The following is a 19,014-nucleotide window of genomic DNA, read 5'->3' as shown; positions in this document are numbered from 1 at the left end:
GAGACTAAGGGAGCGACCTGCGGCTGGGCCAGCCGAGCGGCGCCCTGGCGACGTGGCCAGGGTCACCGCGGCAGGCCGGTGCTCCTCCAGCCGCCGTGCCGCGCCGACGGGCCGACCAGTCGCCAGGACGGGTCCGACCAGGCCGACCGGGCGTGCTCCGCTGGGGCCTCCTCGTCACCGAGGGCCGAGAGCACCACGACGAGCGCGGCGAGCTCCTCCGGCGTGGGGCTGCCGGACACCCGGATGGCGGCCGCGGCCGGGATGGCGTCCCCGGCCGGCGTCGCGTCGGTGCTCACAGCGGGATGTTCCCGTGCTTCTTGGGCGGCAGCGTCTCGCGCTTGTTCTGCAGCGCCCGCAGGGCCCGGGTGACGTTCATCCGCGTGTTGGACGGGCTGATGACGGTGTCGATGTAGCCGCGCTCCGCCGCGATGTAGGGGTTGGCCAGGGTCTCCTCGTAGTGGGTGATCAGCTCCTGGCGCTGGGCCTCGACGTCACCGCCCGCGGCGGCCGTCGCCGCGAGCTCCTTGCGGTAGAGGATGTTGACGGCGCCCTGGGCTCCCATGACCGCGATCTGGCCGGTGGGCCACGAGAGGTTGATGTCGGCACCGAGGTGCTTGCTGCCCATGACGTCGTAGGCGCCGCCGTAGGCCTTGCGGGTGATCACGGTGATCTTGGGGACGGTCGCCTCGGCGTACGCGTAGATGAGCTTGGCACCGCGGCGGATGATGCCGTCCCACTCCTGGCTCGTGCCCGGCAGGAAGCCCGGGACGTCGACGAAGGTCAGCACCGGCACGTTGAAGCAGTCGCACGTGCGCACGAAGCGGGCCGCCTTCTCCGAGGCGTCGATGTCGAGGCAGCCGGCGAACTGCAGCGGCTGGTTGGCGACGACGCCGACCGACATGCCGTCGATGCGTGCGAAGCCCGTGACGATGTTCGGCGCGAAGAGCGGCTGCACCTCGAGGAAGTCACCGTCGTCGACGACGTGCTCGATGACCTGCTTCATGTCGTAGGGCACGTTGGGCGAGTCGGGGATGCAGGTGTCCAGCCAGAGGTCGTCGTCGGTGACGGTGAGGTCGGCCTCGCCCGCACCGTAGGCCGGGGGCGTCTCCATGTTGTTGCTCGGCAGGTAGGACAGCAGCGCCTTGACGTAGTCGATGGCGTCCTGCTCGTCGGTGCCCATGTAGTGGGCGACGCCGGACTTGCTGTTGTGGGTCTGTGCGCCGCCGAGCTCCTCGAAGCCGACGTCCTCGCCGGTGACGGTCTTGATGACGTCGGGCCCGGTGATGAACATGTGCGAGGTCTGGTCGACCATGACGGTGAAGTCGGTGATGGCGGGGGAGTAGACCGCCCCGCCCGCGCACGGGCCCATGACGAGGGAGATCTGCGGGATGACCCCCGAGGCGCGCACGTTGCGGAAGAAGATGTCGCCGTAGAGGCCGAGGGAGACGACACCCTCCTGGATGCGTGCCCCACCCGAGTCGTTGAGGCCGATGACGGGGCAGCCGATCTTCATGGCGAAGTCCATGACCTTGACGATCTTCTCGCCGAACACCTCGCCGAGCGAGCCGCCGAAGACGGTGAAGTCCTGGGCGAAGACGGCCACCTGGCGGCCGTCGACCGTGCCGTAGCCGGTGACGACGCCGTCGCCGTACGGGCGTTTCTTCTCCTGGCCGAAGTTGTTGGACCGGTGCCGGGCGTACTTGTCCATCTCGATGAACGTGCCCTCGTCGAGGAGCATCTCGATGCGCTCGCGGGCCGTCTTCTTGCCGCGCGCGTGCTGCTTCTCGACGGCCCGCTCCGACCCGGCGTTCGCCACCTCCGCGACGCGGCGCTTGAGGTCCGCGAGCTTGCCGGCGGTGGTGCTGAGGTCGGGGCCCGGTGCGGCGGCCGGGTCCGGCGTCCTGCTCTGCTCCGGGGCGATGGGAGGCTGCTCTGCCACGGCGTGATCGGTTGCCATGCTCGGCACTCTAGCCTTGTGCGGGTGCGCAACCCGCTCGACTCGGACAGTGTCAGTGCGGCCTTGGTCACGTCCGGGCGGCCGTGGCGCGAGGTCGAGTTCCATCCCGCCCTCGGCTCGACGAACACGCGGCTGCGCGAGGTGCTCACGACGCCCTCCGCCTCTCCGAGGACGTATGCCGCCGGGCGGGCCGACGAGCCCCCCGGCCTCTGGTGGGTCGTCCTCACCGACCACCAGACCGGCGGGCGCGGCCGTCTGGGCCGGGCCTGGACCGTGCCGGACCGGGCCTCCCTGGCCGTCAGCGTGGCGGTGCCGGTGGTCGACGCCTCGCAGGCCGGGTGGATGCCTCTGCTCGCGGGCCTGGCCCTGGCCGAGGCAGTGCGCGAGGTGGCCGAGTCGGCCGGGCACCCGCTCACCCCACGGCTCAAGTGGCCCAACGACGTGCTCCTCGCGGACGACGGCGACCGCAAGGTCAGCGGGATCCTCTGCGAGCTCGTCACCCACCCTGCCGGACAGGCCGTCGTCGTGGGAACCGGCGTCAACGTCGAGCAGGCGCGTGAGGAGCTCCCGGTCGAGACGGCGACGTCCCTCGCGCTCGCCGGTGCGGTGGTGCGCCGCGAGGACGTGCTGCTGGCCTACCTCGACCACCTCGTCGCGGTGCTGCCGGGTGCCGGTGTCTCGGTGGGGTCCGGGCGCCCGACGGAGCGGGAGGTGGCTGCGGTGCGGACGGCATACCGCGACTCCTGCTCCACGCTGGGCCTGGAGGTGCGCGTGCACCTGCCCACGGGGCAGGCGGTCGAGGGCACGGCCCTCGACGTCGACGGCGACGGGGGGCTCGTCGTGGGCACTCCGCACGGCCGGCGCACCTTCGCGGCGGGGGACGTCGTCCACGTCCGGCGGGCCGCCGGAGGGCTGGCATGATCGGGGCATGACCGAGCCGGGCACCCCTGGCCCAGAGCACACCCCGGGGCCCACCACAGGGCCCACCACAGGGCCCACCAGCGGGCCCACGCGGCGACCGAGCGACGACTACACCGAGCAGCTGCTCGGTCGTCCGCTCGAGCTGCGCCGTCGCGACGTGAGCCGCGGCGCCGAGGTGTCCCTGCTGTCGGCGCGCAAGTTCTGGCACGCGCTCGGCTTCCCCGTGGTCGACACCGACGACGAGCTGTTCACCGAGGCCGACCAGAACGCCCTCACCGCGGTTGCCGACATCGTGCGCGAGGGCCTGCTCGACGAGCCGACGGCCCTGGCCATGACCCGCGCCTTCGCGCGCTCTGCCGACCGGCTGGCCGGCTGGCAGTCGCAGCTGATCGCCGAGGCCGTCGAGGCGCACATGACGGCTGCCCTCGGCGAGGAGGGCGAGGCCGCGGAGGGCGAGACTCGCTCGGTGCCGAGCATCGAGACCGCGACCGAGACGGCCAGGCGCCTCTCGGCACTGACCGACCGCCTCGAGCCGCTCCTCGTCTACGCGTGGCGCCGCCACCTCTCGGCGACGGTCTCGCGCATGCTCGCCGACGCAGACCCCGAGTCCTACGGCATGACGAAGATGCGCTCCGTCGGGTTCGCCGACCTCGTGAACTTCACCGCGCTCGTGCGCCGCATGTCCGAGCGGGACCTCGCCCGGCTCGTCTCCCGCTTCGAGGCCCTGTCGGCCGACGTCATCACCGCCCACGGCGGTCGCCTCATCAAGACGGTGGGCGACGAGGTGCTCTTCACGACGATGGGCGCCGCTCCGGCCGCTGCCATCGCCCTCGACCTCGTCGAGGCGATGGCGCAGGACGACGTGCTGCCCGACGTGCGCTGCGGCATGGCCCGCGGCCCGATCATCTCCCGCCTCGGTGACGTCTTCGGCACCACGGTCAACCGGGCCTCGCGGCTGACCGCCGTCGCGCAGGCGGGCACCGTGCTCGTCGATGCCACGATGGCCCGCGAGCTCGCCAGCCTCTCGGGCTTCGAGCTGACCGGCCAGCGGCGGCGCATCCTGCGCGGCGTCGGCCCGGTCACGCCGTCGCTGCTGCGGCGCGCGACCTCGCCGGCGCGGAGGTCCACGTCGCCCACGACGCCCGAGGCCACCACCGGCTCCATCCGCACCCGGGGCTCCGACCCCGAGCCGCACAGCCACCCCTGACCCCCTGACCCCCCTGACCCCCCTGACCCCCCTGACCCCCCTGACCCCCCTGACCCCCCGACCCCCTGACCCACGAGGAGAACGCCGTATGCCGTCGACGCCGATCGAGCCCACCACCGGCCGGCAGCCTCCCCACGACGCCCTCGTCCGGGTGGAGCGCTTCGAGCGCCCCGAGCTCGCGCACGTCGCGGAGATCGTCCTCGACCGTCCGCAGGCGATGAACGCCGTCTCGACGGCCATGGCCCGCGCGATCGCCGCAGCCACGGCGCAGGTGGCGGCGGACGACTCGGTGCGCTGCGTCGTGCTCAGCTCGACCCACGAGCGGGCCTTCTGCGTCGGCGCCGACCTCAAGGAGCGCAACTCCTTCACCGACGCCGAGCTCATGGAGCAGCGTCCCGTCGCGCGGGCGGCCTACGGCGGGGTGCTGGGGCTCCCGGTGCCGTCGATCGCCGCGGTGGACGGCTTCGCCCTCGGGGGCGGCTTCGAGCTCGCGCTCTCGTGCGACGTCGTCGTCGCGGGCGAGGGTGCGACGGTGGGCCTGCCCGAGGTGGGCGTCGGCGTCATCCCCGGCGGGGGTGGCACCCAGCTGCTCGTGCGCCGGGTGGGCTGGTCCCGCGCCGCCAAGGCCATCTTCACCGCGGCCCGGATGCCGGCCCGCGAGGCGCTCGAGCTGGGTGCCGTCGACGAGGTCGTGCCCGCCGGGGCGGCCCGGGACCGTGCGCTCGAGCTGGCCGCCACCATCGCCGGCAACTCACCGGTCGGCCTGCGCAGCGCCAAGCGCGCCATGCGCCTGGGGGCCGACGTCGACCTCGCGGCCGGGCTCGAGATCGAGGACGCCTGCTGGCGTGCCACCGCCTTCTCCGGTGACCGGCGCGAGGGAGTGGCCGCCTTCGCCGAGAAGCGCCGGCCGGTGTGGCCGGGCCGCTGAGCTCCGTGCCCACCTCCGCATCGCGGTCCGCACCCGCGTCAGCCCGGGGTTTCGAAGCCAGTCGGCATCGTCGCGGTGCCGCCAAGGTGCAAAACGGGCGGTTGTCGATAGGCTCACGACGGTCGGCGCGCCCCGGGCCGGCACACCCATGAGGACGGTGACATGACCCGAGTGCTCCTGGCGGAGGACGACACAGCCATCTCCGAGCCGCTGGCGCGCGCGCTCCGGCGGGAGGGCTACGACGTCGACGTGCGCGAGGACGGTCTCGCTGCGCTCGACGGCGCCAAGGAGAACCCCGACCTCGTGCTGCTCGACCTCGGGCTGCCCAAGATCGACGGGCTCGAGGTGTGCCGCCGGATCCGCGCCGAGGGGCGCACCATCCCGGTTCTCATCCTCACCGCCCGCGCCGACGAGGTCGACACGGTCGTGGGCCTCGACGCCGGCGCCGACGACTACGTCACCAAGCCGTTCCGGCTCGCCGAGCTGCTGGCGCGCGTGCGGGCGCTGCTGCGGCGCACGCCGACCGAGCCGGTCGCCTCCGGCGAGCTGGTGCGCATCGACTCCGACGGCCGGCGGGCCTGGTTCAAGGGACAGGAGCTGCAGCTGACGGCCAAGGAGTTCGACCTGCTCCGGGTGCTCGTGCGCGAGCAGGGCAAGGTCGTCTCACGGGAGCAGCTCATGCGCGAGATCTGGGACACCGCCTGGTTCGGGTCCACCAAGACGCTCGACATGCACATCTCCGTCCTGCGGCGAAAGCTCGGGGACGACGCCACCTCCCCGCAGTACATCGCCACCGTTCGCGGCGTCGGCTTCCGCTTCGAGCGACCTCAGGCGGACTGACCGTGCGGGGCGTGCTCGACCGGATGGCCCTCGTCGCGGCCGCCGTCTGCGCCGGGCTGTGCGTCCTGCTCTCGACCGCCGTCGTGGCCTGGGCGCTGACGCAGCGTCCCGGCGCCGTGGGCGAGATGCTCGCCTCGCAGCCCTCCACGGGTGTGGCCCGCTTCGGCGCTGCGATGCTGGTCGTCGGAGCGCTCAGCGGCCTCGCGGCATACGTCCTCACGGCGCGCGGCCGCGCGGGGGTCGAGCGGTCCTCCCGGGAGCTCGTCGACCTGGCCACCCGGTTCGGGGCGGGCGAGGCGCGCCTGACCCCGGTGCACTCCGACATCGAGGAGATCGACCTCGTCTCCGGCGTCATGACGCGTCGGGCCCACGACATGACGAAGTCGCTGGCCGCCGAGCGCGACTTCGCCGCGGACGCCTCGCACCAGCTGCGCACGCCGCTGACGGCGCTGCTCATGCGCCTCGAGGAGATCTCCGAGACCGACGACGCAGAGGTGGTCAAGGAGGAGGCCACGATCGCCATCGCGCAGGTCGAGCGCCTCACCAGGGTCGTCGACGACCTGCTCGGACGCACCCGTGGTTCCGGGGGCCCGGCGCCCGCCGTGTCCCTCGACTCGGTCATCGCCGCCCTGCAGCGCGAGTGGCAGCCGGCCTTCGAGCAGGCCCGTCGGTCGGTGCGCGTGCGCGGCGAGCGCGGGCTCTTCGTCCGCTCGACCCCGGTCGCGCTGTCCCAGGTGCTCTCCACCCTGCTCGAGAACTCCCTGGTCCACGGCCGCGGCACCGTCGACGTGCACGCGAGGCGCTCGGGCCCCTCCGTCATCGTCGAGGTCAGCGACCAGGGCGACGGCGTCCCGGCTGCGATGGCCCCGCACATCTTCGAGCGCTCGGTCAGCAGCGGAGCGGGTGGCAGCACCGGGCTCGGTCTCGCGCTGGCCCGTGACCTCGCGGAGTCCAACGGCGGGCGTCTCGACCTGGTGCAGGCCCAGCCGGCCCGGTTCGCGCTCTTCCTCTCCGAGGCCGAGACGGCCTGAGCCGCTCCTGCCGGGCTCCCCCCGAGGGCGACCGGACGGACGACCCCACCGACGTGCCGAAGAGACCCGGATCTCCCGGGCTCGCGGGATAGGGTGCACCGGTGAGGCGCCTGCATGAGTTCCTGTTCGTGCGCCACCGGCACAACTGGGTCCTGCTGCTCCGGTTCGCGGTGGTGGGCGCCTCCGGCGTGCTCGTCAACCTCCTCACGCTCGTGGTCGTCAAGAAGCTCGGCCCGAGCTTCGACGAGGCGATCGTGGGTCTGCCCGGCACCCAGTTCAACGTCCGCTGGTACCACCTCTACTCGACGATCGCCTTCCTCGTGGCCAACCTCTGGAACTTCCAGCTCAACCGGACGTGGACGTTCCGCACCAGCAAGCACGCGAGCTGGTGGGGCGAGTACTGGCCGTTCCTGGCCGTGGGCCTGCTGGGCCAGGTCGTCGGGCTGGTCCTGCTGACCCTGCTCATGCACCTCGACTCGCCGATCCACCTGTCGCCGAGCCTGCTCGACGACTCGACCGGCTTCCGCACCCGGCTGTACTGGGCCCAGCTCATCGTCATCGCCGTGGTCACGCCGGTGTCGTTCGTGCTCAACAAGCTGTGGACCTTCGCCGCCGTGCGCACCCAGCACCCCGAGCTGGCCGACCCCGCCCACGTCGAGGCCGTGCTGTCGGAGGACGACGAGGTCGCCGGCACGGACCGGCCGACCGCGGCGGTCCTGGGTGAACCGGGCCGCCACGACCCCGTTCGCTGACGCCCACTACGCTTGGCGGTCGTGAGCCAGCCCAAGCGCGCCCCCGGAGGATTTCCCGTCGTCGGCGTGGTCGGCGGCGGCCAGCTCGCCCGAATGATGCAGGGCCCGGCCGTCGAGCTCGGCGTCCAGCTCTCGGTGCTGGCCGAGAGCGACACCGCCGCAGCCGCCCTCGTCGTGCCGAGCTCGCCCGTCGGTGAGCACACCGACTACGAGGCCATCAGGGCCTTCGCCGAGCACTGCGACGTCGTGACCTTCGACCACGAGCACGTGCCACCGGATGTCCTCGAGGCCCTCGAGGCCGACGGCGTGCCCCTGCATCCGACGCGAGCCGCGCTGCACTTCGCCCAGGACAAGCTCGCCATGCGCGACCGGCTCAGCGCCCTCGGCATCGCCTGCCCGCGCTGGGCCCGCGCCACGAGCGCCGAGGAGGTCACCGCCTTCGGCGACGCGGTCGGCTGGCCCATCGTCGCGAAGACGCCTCGGGGCGGCTACGACGGCAAGGGCGTGGCGATGGCCTCGTCAGCAGACGACCTCGCCGACTGGATCGGCCGCATCGGCGAGCCGGGCCCCCTCGAGGGTGGGCTCCTGCTCGAGGAGAAGGTCGACTTCGTGCGCGAGCTCGCTGTTCTGCTGGCGCGCAGCCCCTCGGGCCAGGCCGCCGCGTGGCCGGTGGTGGAGACGGTGCAGACCGACGGCGTCTGCACCGAGGTCCTCGCGCCCGCACCGAGGCTCGACGCCGACCTGGCGTCCGTGGCCACCGAGGCGGCGCTGCGCATCGCCGGTGAGCTGGGCGTCACGGGCGTGCTCGCCGTGGAGATGTTCGAGGTGCGCTCGGCCCGTGGCGGCGACTCGTCCTACGTCGTCAACGAGCTCGCGATGCGACCGCACAACAGCGGCCACTGGTCCATGGACGGCGCCGTGACGGGCCAGTTCGAGCAGCACCTGCGCGCCGTGCTCGACCTGCCGCTCGGCGACCCGCGGCCGCGGGCGCCGTGGACCGTCATGGCCAACGTGCTGGGCGGGGACTACGAGCACCTCTACCCGGCATACCGCCACATCATGGCGCGCGACCCGGGCGCCAAGGTGCACGTCTACGGCAAGGACGTGCGGCCCGGCCGCAAGATCGGTCACGTCAACGTCAGCGCCGCGGACCTGGGCGACGCCCGCGAGCGCGCCGGTCACGCGGCCGACTACCTGCGAGGAGTGATCACCGAATGACCGAGAGCAGGCAGGCCGCTCCGGCCGCGGACCCCGTCGTCGGGATCGTCATGGGCAGCGACAGCGACTGGCCCGTCATGCGCGAGGCGGCGCGGGCCCTCGAGGAGTTCGGCATCCCCTACGAGGCCGATGTCGTCTCGGCGCACCGGATGCCCGACGAGATGCTCGCCTACGGCCAGGGCGCGGCGGGGCGCGGGCTGCGCGTCGTCATCGCCGGCGCGGGCGGAGCCGCCCACCTGCCCGGCATGCTCGCCTCGGTCACGCCGCTGCCCGTGGTCGGCGTGCCCGTGCCGCTCAAGTACCTCGACGGCATGGACTCGCTGCTGTCGATCGTGCAGATGCCTGCCGGCGTCCCGGTCGCCACGGTCTCGATCGGTGGGGCACGCAACGCCGGGCTCCTCGCCGCGCGGATCGTCGGGACGGGCAGCGACGAGCTCGCCGCAGAGGTCCGCGAGCAGATGACCGCCTTCCAGGACGACCTGCGCGACCAGGCGCACGCCAAGGGAGCGAAGCTGCGCGAGGAGGTCGCCCGCGGCCTCGACTGAGCCGGTCGGCACGGCCCTCAGTCGGGCAGTGACAGGAAGCCTCGGACGGCGGCCGTGAAGGCGGCGGGCTGGGCCGCGTGGACGAGGTGCCCCGCGTCGATGCGTACGAGCCGGCCGTCGACGACCGTCTCGGCCATCTCCCTGACGTGCTCGACGGGCATCGGGCTGCTCGGACCGCCCCAGACCACGAGCGCCGGGGCTCGGACACCGGCGACGACCTGCGGCCACCCGGGGTCCGGTTCGTCGATCTGGGCCCGCACCTGGAGCACCGCCTCCCAGTCGAAGGCGAGGTCGCCCTCCGGCCGCGCCGGTGGCCGCGGCTCGCGGGGGTGCGGAACCGGCACGTCCTCCAGGACGAGGCGGCGGACGAGCTCGGGTCGGCGGCTCGCGAGGAGGCAGGCCACGAGCCCGCCGAGCGAGTGGCCGACGAGGTCGACGGGCCGTCCGTGGTTGGTGGCGACGTCGGCGGCCACCGCCTCGACGTCGTCCGTGAGCGCGGTCAGGGCGTAGCTGCCCGGCCACGGGCTCGAGCCGTGACCGCGCAGGTCGACGGCGACGACCAGCCGGTCGGTCGCGAGACCCTCCGCGACCGGTGCCCAGTCCGCGGAGGTCTCACCCGTCGCGTGCAGGAGCAGGGCCGGCGGGAGGGGACCGGGGGCGCCGGGGGCACCCCAGCGCCGCGTGTGCAGCGCGACGGCCGCCACGGCGCACTCAGTCGGTCACGGCGTTGGCGCCGTCGCCGGGCTGGATCCTGGGGAACTCGATCTTGGGGCAGGTGTCCATGACGACGGAGAGGCCGGCAGCCTCCGCGCGGGCGGCCGCGTCCTCGTCGACGACGCCGAGCTGCAGCCAGAGCGCCTCGATGCCGAGCCGTTCACGCTCGGCGATCGCCTCGTCGACGACCTCGCCGACCCGGGCGCTGTTGACGAAGCAGTCGACGACCTTGACGACCGTGCCGTCCGGGATGTCGGCGAGGCGCGCGTAGCCCTGCTCGCCGTGCACCGTCGCCGCGCTCGGGTGCACCGGGACGATGCGCAGCCCCAGCTCCCGCTGCAGCCACCGGGCGACGGAGTATGCCGTCCGGTCGGGGTTCGCGCCGAGGCCCACGACGGCCCACGTGGCCGGGGTGTGGAGCAGGTCCCGGATGACGGCAGGGTCGTTGCGGTGCGCGGTCATGGCGCCATCCTCACACGGTCGGCCCGATCCGTTCTGTCCAACCCTCCTGCAGCTTGTCGTGGTTGGATGGACGGATGCGATTCGGAATGTTTGTGCCCCAGGGCTGGCGGATGGACCTCGTGGGCATCGAGCCGGCCCAGCAGTGGGACGCGATGGTCAACCTCGCCAAGCACGCCGACGACGGCGACGTCTTCGAGTCCATCTGGGTCTACGACCACTTCCACACGGTCCCGCAGCCCTCGGGCGAGGCGACGCACGAGGCCTGGTCGCTCATGGCCGGCTTCGGCGCGGTGACGAACCGGGTGCGTCTCGGCCAGATGTGCACGTGCATGGCCTACCGCAACCCCGCCTACCTCGCCAAGGTCGCCGCGACGGTCGACGTCATCTCCGGCGGGCGCACCGAGATGGGCATCGGCGCCGGCTGGTACGAGCACGAGTGGCGCGCCTACGGCTACGGCTTCCCCAAGGCCGGTGACCGGCTCGGGGCCCTCCGGGAGGGCGTTCAGGTCTTCCGCGACATGTGGACCAAGGGCGAGGCCACGCTCGACGGGAAGTACTACCAGGTCGACGGCGCCATCTGCGCCCCGCGCCCCCTCCAGGGCACGAGCCACCCGGGCAGCGCGACCAACGGCATCCCGATGTGGATCGCCGGTGGTGGCGAGAAGGTGACCCTCAAGATCGCGGCACAGTACGCCGACTACACCAACTTCGACGGCAGCCCCGAGGGGTTCGACCACAAGAGCGAGATCCTCAGGGGCCACTGCGACGACCTCGGCCGCGACTTCGGCGACATCGTGCGCTCGGCCAACTACAACGTGGTGATCGGCGAGACCGACGCCGACGTCGAGGACCGCCTCCAGTTCTACGGCGAGCTGCTGCGCAAGGGCGGCGTCGCCCACGACAAGGCCGCCGGCGCCGTCGACGACCTGCGCAAGCAGCCGGCCGTCGGCACGCCCGACAAGATCGTCTCGACCCTCAAGGACATGGAGGGCCGCGGCATGACGTACGCCATCACGTACTTCGCCGAGGCCGCCTACGACCGCTCGGGCATCGAGCTCTTCGAGCAGACGGTCGCCCCCCAGCTCAAGGACTGAGCTTCCCTCACCCAACGGCTGTCCGGCTCGCGCACACCCGAGCTCTCGAGCCGGACAGCCGATGCCGCACCTCGCGGCTTACGGCAGGATGTCGCCGTGGAGATCGCCATCGGACTGCTCGCGATCGCGGCCACCGTCCTTGCCGGGTCGTGGCTGGCCGACCGGTTCGACCTGCCGGCGCCGCTCGTCCTGATCCTCGTCGGGATCCTCGGCTCGTTCCTGCCGTTCGTGCCGGAGGTCGCGCTCAGCCCCGAGGTCGTCCTGCTCGGGATCCTGCCGCCGCTGCTGTATGCCGCCGCGATCCAGACCTCGCTCGTCGACTTCCGCAACAACAAGGGCGTGATCCTCAGCCTCTCGGTGGGGCTCGTGATCTTCACGGCGCTCGGCGTGGCGCTCTTCCTCCAGTGGGCGCTCGGGCTGGACTTCGCCGTCGCCTTCGCCATCGGCGCGGTCGTCGCACCACCGGACGCGGTGGCGGCCACGGCCGTCGGGCGGCGCATCGGCCTCCCGCGGCGCCTGGTGCTCATCCTCGAGGGCGAGTCCCTGGTCAACGACGCGACAGCGCTCGTCTCGCTGCGGACAGCGCTGGCAGCGGCGGGCCTGGCCGCCGGCGTCTCGTCCGGGGGCGTCAGCGTCGGCGGGGTCGCCCTCGACTTCCTCTGGGCCTCGGCCGGTGGGGTCGCAGTCGGGGTGGCCGTGGCGCTGCTCGTCGGGGTGCTGCGCCGGCACTTCTCGACCGAGCCTGCCTTCGACACGATCCTGTCGTTCATGGTGCCCTTCGCGGCCTACATCCCCGCCGAGGAGCTGCACGCCTCCGGCGTCATCGCGGTCGTGACGGCCGGCCTGGTCCTCGGCCACCGCTCGCCGCGCACCCAGTCGGGCGCCTCGCGCCTCAGCGAGCGGATCAACTGGATCTCGATCCAGTTCCTCCTCGAGAACGCCGTCTTCCTGCTGATCGGACTGCAGGTCTTCTACGTCCTCGAACAGGTGCGCAGCTCCGACCTCTCGTCGGGCCAGATCGCCCTGGCCTCGTTCGGCACGCTCCTGGCCGTGCTGGTGCTCCGCCCGCTGTGGATCGTGCCGTTCCGCTTCCTGCGCACCAAGGTGACCCACAACGACCCGGAAGCGCCGTGGAGCCACACCGTCGTCCTGTCGTGGGCGGGCATGCGTGGCGTCGTGACGCTCGCGGCCGCCCTGCTGCTGCCGGAGGACCCGCGGAACCCGCACCGTGACGTCCTGGTGCTCATCGCCGTGGTGGTCGTGGTCGGCACGCTGCTCCTGCAGGGCACGACCCTGCCCGCCCTCGCCCGGCGCCTGGGCGTCCGCGGTCCCGACCCACGCGAGGACGCCCTGCAGGCCGCCACCGTGATGCAGTCGGCCACCCGGTCGGGGCTCGACGTCCTCGACGGCATGCCGGAGGTCGACGAGGCCACCCGCGAGCTGCTCCGGACCCGCTCGGAGGACCGGCTGAACCAGATGTGGGAGCGCCTGAGCCCGCGCAGCGGCGACGCGGACGAGACCCCCAGCGCCAAGTACCGTCGGGCCCGGATGCAGATGCTCCAGGCGGAGCGCACGGAGGTCCTGCGGCTGCGCGACGAGGGTCGCGCGGACCACGCCGTCCTCCGCGTCGTGCTGGGCGCCCTCGACCTCGAGGAGACGATGCTGGACCGGATCGAGGACCAGGAGAGCCGTCTGGAAGAGAGCGAGATGCTGCCCGTCGACACCATCGAGGCGCCGTGCGAGCACCTGCGCGTGACCGACGCGTGCCTCGAGCCGCGGACCCCTGAGGGGTGCGAGGAGTGCCTGCGCGAGGGCACCACCTGGGTGCACCTGCGCCTGTGCCTGACCTGCGGGCACGTCGGTTGCTGCGACTCCTCCGAGAGGAAGCACGCGACGGCGCACTTCCACGAGACGCAGCACCCGGTGATGCGCTCGATCGAGCCCGGGGAGGTCTGGCGCTGGTGCTACGTCGACGAGGTCGTGGGCTGAGCGGCACGTGCCTGCGACGGTGGGCGCTTTGCCTGTGCTGACCGTCACTTGGTGATCTTTTTACCGTTAGCACAACATTGGAGGGCCTGGCGTAATAGCGTGCGCTTGCGCGGTTTGCTCACAGGGGGCGTGATCTGCGCGAGTATGGGGGGTTGTCGTGCGTCGTCTCACCAGGTCCTTGGTGGTGCTTGCCCTGATCGGCTCGGCAGTGGGGGCTGTTCCCCAGGAGGCCGACGGGCTGGTCGCGATGGCGGCCGCGCCGACGAACAACCTCGTGGTGTCCGGGACCGTGATCCCGGACTCCACCGGCCGGGCGACCGCGGCCGGGTCGACGTACATGAACTTCCCGATGGCGCTGTCGGTGCCCTCGTCCGACGGAGGGCGGTCACCTCGAACGATCCTGACGAGCTACAACCAGGACATCGACTCGGGTGCCGTGGACACGCCTCCGCGCACGCTGCGCTCGACCGACGGCGGCCGGAGCTGGACGACCGTGGGCAACGTGCCCCTCACCTCGGCGATCCGCCGCAGCGACGGCTCCATCCTCGCCGTCGACTTCCGGACGCGCCCGAAGTCGGTGCCGGTGCCGACCGACACGGGGACGGTGACGCCGACCACGACTCCGACCACGGCTCCGACCACGACGGCGACGGCGACCGACACGTCGACACCGACCGCCCCGGCGACGCCCACCGACACGGCGACCCCCACCGACACGGCGACGCCCACCGACACGGCGACGCCCACCGCTAGCGCAACCAGCACGGCGGCCGGGACCACCGGCGTCACCGGTACGCCGCAGCCGTCGGGGAGCTCCGGAGCGGAGGCCGCGCCACCCGTTCCGTCGAATGCCCTGACGACCCCGCACGTCCAGGTGCTGACGTCCACCGGTGCGACCGACTTCGAGGTGTCCAGCTGGGTCTCACGGGACAGCGGAGCCACCTGGAGCGCGTTCACGGCCACGGTGGCGCTTCCCTTCGAGGTGGACCTGCTCGTCTTCCACCGCAGCATCGTCGAGGCTCGCGACGGAGCGCTCCTCGCGACGACGTATGCCATCGGGGCGGGCCGCAGCTCCTACGACGTGCACGTGGTTCGAAGCGTCGACGGCGGCCGGACCTGGATCTGGCTGTCCACGATGGCGCGCGGCAACGACTCGGCGGGGGACGAGGGGCGGGACGAGGCCGCCATGGTCCGGGCTGCCGACGGAAGCCTCGTGGCAGTGCTGCGAACGGACGCGCCGATCTACCCCGCCGTGTGCACCGGAGCCCTGGTCGGCGCTCCTCTGCTCATCACCCGGTCGAGCGACGACGGTCTCACGTGGTCCACCCCGGCGCCCCTCGATGCGCCGGGGGTCGACCCCGCGCTCATCTCGAGTGCCGACCCCGCCCTCGTGATGACGCCCGGGGGTCAGCTGGCACTGAGCTTCGGCCGGCCGGCGGCGCGGGTGCTGGTGTCCCAGGACGGCACCGGCCGCAGCTGGGCGCCGCTCACCACCACCTACACGGCCCGGACGAGCGGGTACACGAGCGTGGTGAACCTCGGCGACAACCGGCTGCTGCAGCTCGGTGACATGGGGAGCAACTGGTGCTTCACCGGGACCTCGCCGCGCCCCGTGGGCATCTGGTCCAAGGAGGTCAACCTCCTGCCTCCGGACCCGCGTCGGATGGACCTGCGCGCGATGGTCGCGGGAGGCCTGGCCCGGATCTCCACGAACATGACCGACAGCCTGACCTCCGCATCGGGGCCGGCCGCGGCGGTGGACGGCAGCGTCGAGCCGGACGCAGGCGCCGTGCGCCGGGCCGGCACCGGGACGTGGACCATCGACCTCGGCGCGGCCAACACCCTGAGCGGCGCTTCGGTGGTGCTGCCGGTTGCCGCCTCGAGCGCCAACGTCTCCGTGTCGAGCGACGGCGTCAGCTGGCGCCCGGTCGCCCAGTGGTACAGCAGTGGCCGGTACCTCTCGGTGACCGACCGGGCCTTCCCGGCGGGAGTGGTGGCGCGCTACGTCCGGTTCAACGTGGGCAGCCCGCAGGCCCTGGTCGAGCTCGCCGAGGTCCAGCTGCGGACGCTGCCCTCGACCTTCGAGCAGGACACCGTCGGCGCGGCGCCCTCGAGCTATGTCTCCGTCAGCGCCGGCAGCCAGAGCATCACGGTCCAGGCGAACGGCTCGGGCTGGTGGAGCGACCGCGCCGTGCGTCTGACGGACCGGTCCTCCGCGGCGACGGCCATCCTGGCCAAGAGCCTGCCGACGACGTCCACGCGGACCTTCTCGATGCTTCTCAAGCCCATCACGCTCCGGTGCGCCGTGGTGATGACGTTGAACGCCCGCAAGGGGACCGCCTTCCAGAAGGGCCTGGTGGTGTCGGTCTGGCCGGACGGCAGCGTCAAGCGCTGGGACGGCACCGCGTGGCGGCCTCTGGCGGGTGCCGGCCGCGTGCGCCCCGGCGTGTGGAGCGCGGTCCGCATCCAGGCGTCCACGTCCGGGGCGTCGGTGTACGTCAACGGTGTGCTGCTCGGGCGGGTGCCGGTCACCGCGGGCACGACCGCGTTCACCGGGGTGGAGGTGTCCTCCGGCGGCACGACTCCGGTGGGCGACGACGTCATGATGGACCAGGTGTACACCTCGTCCTGACGCGGGCGACAGGCGTGGACGCCGGAGCGGGGTGCGGGACTCAGACCAGACGTTGCGTCACCGTGTGCCGTTCGCCGTCGTGCACGACGGTCGTGGCCGCGCCCTGCACGAGCGCCAGCATCGGCTGCACGTGCCCGCACTCCACGTCGGCGACGATGGGCAGCCCCAGCATCCCGAGGGCGTCGACGACCGCCGCGTGCTGGGTGAAGCCGTCCGGCTCGGGCGCCCGGGTGCGCGAGACGAGGATGCCGTTGGCGGCGTCGAACCAGCCCCGCAGCCGCATGGCGTGCAGCGCGCGGCAGATGTCGTAGGAGCTCCACTCGGCGATGTCGAGGGCCACCACGAGACCCTCCGGCGCGTGGTCGCGGGCGAAGGCAGCGATGTCGGCGAAGGGTCCCCCGGCGAGGAAGCCGAGGGTCTCGACGCAGCCGGCGACCAGGCGTCCGCCGAACGTGACCGGCTCGCCCTCGTGACCCGGGTCGATGCGCGCCCACGTGCCTCGGTCCTCGAGCGTCATCGTCGAGACCGTCGGGTTGTCGGCGTAGTCGTCCCAGCCGCCCGAGCGGAAGCGGCCCGGTGAGTGCTGGGCGAGCTCGCCGCCAGGCTCCCCAGCCGCGACGTCGGCCCAGTGGAGTATGCCGTCCGGCACGGCATAGGGGGTGTCCATGAGGTTCTGCCCGTGGATCGTCGCGATGCCGGTCGTGAGGGTCAGCGGCGTGATCCACGTCGAGGTGTCGGAGAAGCCGACGCACCACGTCGGATCCGCGGCCGCCACGGCGTCGAGGTCGAGCAGGTCGAGCAGGTCGATCCCGGTCTCGCCGCCCCACGGCGGCACGACGGCCCGGATCGTGGGGTCGAGGAGCATCGCCATGAGCTCGGCGGCGCGCGCCTCGCGCGGCCCGCTGACGTGGGACGGCGCGTGGTTGAGCTCGCCGACGACGACCTCGAAGCCGCGGTCGCGGAGGCACGAGACGGCATACGTGAACCGCCCCCACAGGGGGTCGGGGACGCCGGAGCTCGGCGACGTGACGCCGATCCGGTCGCCGGGGCGGAGCGGGGCGGGGTAGCGGATCGGCATGGCTGACATCGTGCCAGCCGTGCCGATCCGCTTCAGCCCGGTTTCCGCCGGTCCGGGACGCTCAGGCCTTCGCGGCGGAGAAGCCCTGCTCGAGGTCGGCGAGGATGTCGTCGATGTGCTCGATGCCGACCGAGAGGCGCACCAGCCCGGGCGTCACCCCGGCGGCGAGCCGGTCGGCCTCGGGGCCCTGCGAGTGCGTCGTCGACGCGGGGTGGATGACGAGCGAGCGCACGTCGCCGATGTTGGCGACGTGGCTGTGCAGCGTCAGCGCCTCGACGAACTTCTTGCCCCCCTCGAGGCCGCCGGTGATCTCGAAGGAGAGCACCGCACCGGCGCCGCGGGGCGCGTACTTCTGGGCGGTCGCGTAGGACGGGCTGTCGGGCAGCGAGGCCCACACGACCCGCTCCACCTGGTCGTGGCCCTGCAGGAAGGCTGCGACCTTCGCGGCGTTCTCGAGGTGGCGCTCGAGGCGGAGCGACAGCGTCTCGAGGCCCTGGGCGATGAGGAAGGCGTTGAACGGCGCGGCGGACGGGCCGAGGTCGCGCAGCAGCTGCACGCGCGCCTTGAGGATGTAGGCGAGGTTGGCCCCGAGGGGGCTGCCGACGCCGAGGTCCCGCGCGAAGACGAGGCCGTGGTAGCTCTCCTCGGGCGTGTTGTAGTTCGGGAACCGCTCCGGGTCCTGGGCGTAGTCGAAGCGCCCCGCGTCGACGATGACCCCGGCGATCGAGGTGCCGTGGCCGCCGAGGTACTTCGTCGCGGAGTGCACGACGACGTCGGCGCCCCACTCGATCGGCCGGATGACGTAGGGCGTGGCGATGGTGTTGTCGACGACGAGCGGCACGCCGTGCTCGTGGGCGAGCGCGGCGACGGCCTCGATGTCGAGCACCTCGGCCTTCGGGTTGGCGATGGTCTCGCCGAAGAAGGCCTTGGTGTTGGGCCGCACGGCCGCCCGCCAGGACTCGATCGAGGTCGGGTCCTCGACGAAGCTGACGTCGATGCCGAGCTTGGGGAAGGTGAACTTCAGCAGGTTGACGGTGCCGCCGTAGAGGCTGGGGGAGGCCACGATGTGGTCGCCGGCCTCGGCGAGGTTGAGCAGCGCCAGCGTCGTGGCGGACTGCCCGGAGGCCACGAGCAGCGCCCCGACCCCGCCCTCCAGCGCGGCGATGCGCTGCTCGACGACATCGGTCGTCGGGTTCATGATCCGCGTGTAGATGTTGCCGAACTCCTTGAGCCCGAACAGGTTTGCGGCGTGGTCGGTGTCGTTGAAGACGTAGCTCGTCGTCTGGTAGATCGGCAGTGCGCGCGCTCCGGTGGTGCCGTCGGCGGACTGTCCGGCGTGGATCTGCTTGGTCTCGAAGGACCAGTTGGGCTCGGTCATCGCTCGGTGCTCTTCCTCGGTCGTGTCGGTGACCGGGGCTGCGGGTTCAGCAGCCGGCGCACCGACGGGTCGGTGCGGGAGAGCGACTCTCGGGAGGTCTCTCCGCGCTTGCCCGCGCGCCGGGTGGCGTCGACGGGCCAGGTCCTCACCCGGGGCACCCCACCGCGGTTGGAGGGTTGCCGGCCAGCGAGCCGGGGCTTGTCGCTGGCGCTCATGACCTACCGGGGAGTGTACGTATGCGTCGCGACCGAGAGTGAGCGGGTGTCCT

Annotated in this window: 16 protein-coding genes, 1 pseudogene and 1 riboswitch; of the genes and pseudogenes, 11 read left to right on the top strand and 6 right to left on the bottom strand. The window is 72.5% G+C overall.

Going from position 1 to position 19,014, the window contains the following annotated elements:
• Positions 1-62 precede the first annotated feature (62 nt).
• Together ABD241_RS16800 and ABD241_RS16795 are read right to left on the bottom strand one after the other, a co-directional pair.
• Complete coding sequence (locus tag ABD241_RS16800) at positions 63-296, bottom strand: acyl-CoA carboxylase subunit epsilon (protein WP_344065231.1); 234 nt, start codon at positions 294-296, stop codon at positions 63-65.
• Positions 293-1,957, bottom strand: coding sequence for an acyl-CoA carboxylase subunit beta (locus ABD241_RS16795; protein ID WP_344065228.1), 1,665 nt, complete (start codon positions 1,955-1,957; stop codon positions 293-295). Before ABD241_RS16795 ends, ABD241_RS16800 begins: the two co-directional genes overlap by 4 nt.
• Before the next feature lie 24 nt (positions 1,958-1,981).
• On the opposite strand from ABD241_RS16795, the gene ABD241_RS16790 reads away from it, so the two are divergent.
• The 8 genes from ABD241_RS16790 (at position 1,982) to purE (ending at position 9,399) form a co-directional block, all read left to right on the top strand.
• A complete protein-coding gene (locus ABD241_RS16790; protein ID WP_344065225.1) occupies positions 1,982-2,878 on the top strand; it encodes a biotin--[acetyl-CoA-carboxylase] ligase in 897 nt (298 codons plus the stop codon).
• 7 nt (positions 2,879-2,885) lie between these two features.
• On the top strand, positions 2,886-4,085 hold the full coding sequence (locus tag ABD241_RS16785) for an adenylate/guanylate cyclase domain-containing protein (protein WP_344065222.1): 1,200 nt from the start codon (positions 2,886-2,888) through the stop codon (positions 4,083-4,085).
• Positions 4,086-4,173: 88 nt separating this feature from the next.
• Positions 4,174-5,013, top strand: a complete 840-nt coding sequence (locus tag ABD241_RS16780) for an enoyl-CoA hydratase/isomerase family protein (protein ID WP_344065218.1) — start codon at positions 4,174-4,176, stop codon at positions 5,011-5,013.
• A gap of 162 nt (positions 5,014-5,175) precedes the next feature.
• Positions 5,176-5,853: a response regulator gene (locus ABD241_RS16775; protein ID WP_142185872.1), complete on the top strand. Its 678-nt coding sequence runs from the start codon at positions 5,176-5,178 to the stop codon at positions 5,851-5,853.
• A gap of 11 nt (positions 5,854-5,864) precedes the next feature.
• Positions 5,865-6,884, top strand: coding sequence for a sensor histidine kinase (locus ABD241_RS16770; RefSeq protein ID WP_425580805.1), 1,020 nt, complete (start codon positions 5,865-5,867; stop codon positions 6,882-6,884).
• Between the two features lie 101 nt (positions 6,885-6,985).
• A complete protein-coding gene (locus ABD241_RS16765; RefSeq protein WP_344065212.1) occupies positions 6,986-7,636 on the top strand; it encodes a GtrA family protein in 651 nt (216 codons plus the stop codon).
• A gap of 21 nt (positions 7,637-7,657) precedes the next feature.
• Positions 7,658-8,854 carry a 5-(carboxyamino)imidazole ribonucleotide synthase gene (locus tag ABD241_RS16760; protein ID WP_344065209.1) on the top strand — a complete coding sequence of 399 codons (1,197 nt, stop codon included), beginning with the start codon at positions 7,658-7,660 and terminating at the stop codon, positions 8,852-8,854.
• Positions 8,851-9,399 carry a 5-(carboxyamino)imidazole ribonucleotide mutase gene (gene purE / locus ABD241_RS16755; RefSeq protein WP_344065206.1) on the top strand — a complete coding sequence of 183 codons (549 nt, stop codon included), beginning with the start codon at positions 8,851-8,853 and terminating at the stop codon, positions 9,397-9,399. The genes ABD241_RS16760 and purE overlap by 4 nt, the downstream gene beginning before the upstream one ends.
• A 17-nt stretch (positions 9,400-9,416) precedes the next feature.
• Here the strand turns inward: purE and ABD241_RS16750 are convergent, their stop codons facing one another.
• On the bottom strand, positions 9,417-10,103 hold the full coding sequence (locus ABD241_RS16750) for an alpha/beta fold hydrolase (RefSeq protein WP_344065203.1): 687 nt from the start codon (positions 10,101-10,103) through the stop codon (positions 9,417-9,419).
• 7 nt (positions 10,104-10,110) lie between these two features.
• The gene (locus ABD241_RS16745; RefSeq protein WP_344065200.1) at positions 10,111-10,575 is read right to left on the bottom strand and encodes a CoA-binding protein; all 465 of its coding nucleotides are present in this window, start codon (positions 10,573-10,575) and stop codon (positions 10,111-10,113) included.
• Between the two features lie 74 nt (positions 10,576-10,649).
• Here ABD241_RS16745 and ABD241_RS16740 point away from each other — a divergent pair, with 74 nt between their 5' ends.
• The 3 genes from ABD241_RS16740 (at position 10,650) to ABD241_RS16730 (ending at position 16,290) form a co-directional block, all read left to right on the top strand.
• Positions 10,650-11,669, top strand: coding sequence for an LLM class F420-dependent oxidoreductase (locus ABD241_RS16740; protein ID WP_344065197.1), 1,020 nt, complete (start codon positions 10,650-10,652; stop codon positions 11,667-11,669).
• A 96-nt stretch (positions 11,670-11,765) separates the two neighbouring features.
• A complete protein-coding gene (locus ABD241_RS16735; RefSeq protein WP_344065194.1) occupies positions 11,766-13,658 on the top strand; it encodes a Na+/H+ antiporter in 1,893 nt (630 codons plus the stop codon).
• Between the two features lie 184 nt (positions 13,659-13,842).
• Positions 13,843-16,290, top strand: coding sequence for an exo-alpha-sialidase (locus ABD241_RS16730; protein WP_344065191.1), 2,448 nt, complete (start codon positions 13,843-13,845; stop codon positions 16,288-16,290).
• Positions 16,291-16,330: 40 nt separating this feature from the next.
• Here ABD241_RS16730 and ABD241_RS16725 read toward each other — a convergent pair whose 3' ends face one another.
• Both ABD241_RS16725 and ABD241_RS16720 read right to left on the bottom strand, forming a co-directional pair.
• A complete protein-coding gene (locus ABD241_RS16725; protein ID WP_344065188.1) occupies positions 16,331-17,368 on the bottom strand; it encodes an LD-carboxypeptidase in 1,038 nt (345 codons plus the stop codon).
• A 61-nt stretch (positions 17,369-17,429) separates the two neighbouring features.
• Positions 17,430-18,803, bottom strand: a pseudogene (locus ABD241_RS16720) (bifunctional o-acetylhomoserine/o-acetylserine sulfhydrylase); the annotation flags it as partial.
• 42 nt (positions 18,804-18,845) lie between these two features.
• A riboswitch (SAM riboswitch) is annotated at positions 18,846-18,965 on the bottom strand.
• Positions 18,966-19,014 lie beyond the last annotated feature (49 nt).

Source organism: Terrabacter lapilli (assembly GCF_039531305.1).
In the GTDB taxonomy this organism is placed as follows: domain Bacteria; phylum Actinomycetota; class Actinomycetes; order Actinomycetales; family Dermatophilaceae; genus Terrabacter; species Terrabacter lapilli.
The sequence above is the reverse complement of the archived record's forward strand: the minus strand, read 5'-3'. Positions and strand labels throughout refer to the sequence as shown.

What these genes read in the sequence shown, in the direction of transcription:
- purE (WP_344065206.1), top strand. Translation starts at nt 8,851, where the DNA reads ATGACCGAGAGCAGGCAGGCCGCTCCGGCCGCGGACCCCGTCGTCGGG.
- ABD241_RS16740 (WP_344065197.1), top strand. Translation starts at nt 10,650, where the DNA reads ATGCGATTCGGAATGTTTGTGCCCCAGGGCTGGCGGATGGACCTCGTG.
- ABD241_RS16745 (WP_344065200.1), bottom strand. Translation starts at nt 10,575, where the DNA reads ATGACCGCGCACCGCAACGACCCTGCCGTCATCCGGGACCTGCTCCAC.
- ABD241_RS16775 (WP_142185872.1), top strand. Translation starts at nt 5,176, where the DNA reads ATGACCCGAGTGCTCCTGGCGGAGGACGACACAGCCATCTCCGAGCCG.
- ABD241_RS16780 (WP_344065218.1), top strand. Translation starts at nt 4,174, where the DNA reads ATGCCGTCGACGCCGATCGAGCCCACCACCGGCCGGCAGCCTCCCCAC.
- ABD241_RS16725 (WP_344065188.1), bottom strand. Translation starts at nt 17,368, where the DNA reads ATGCCGATCCGCTACCCCGCCCCGCTCCGCCCCGGCGACCGGATCGGC.
- ABD241_RS16795 (WP_344065228.1), bottom strand. Translation starts at nt 1,957, where the DNA reads ATGGCAACCGATCACGCCGTGGCAGAGCAGCCTCCCATCGCCCCGGAG.
- ABD241_RS16785 (WP_344065222.1), top strand. Translation starts at nt 2,886, where the DNA reads ATGACCGAGCCGGGCACCCCTGGCCCAGAGCACACCCCGGGGCCCACC.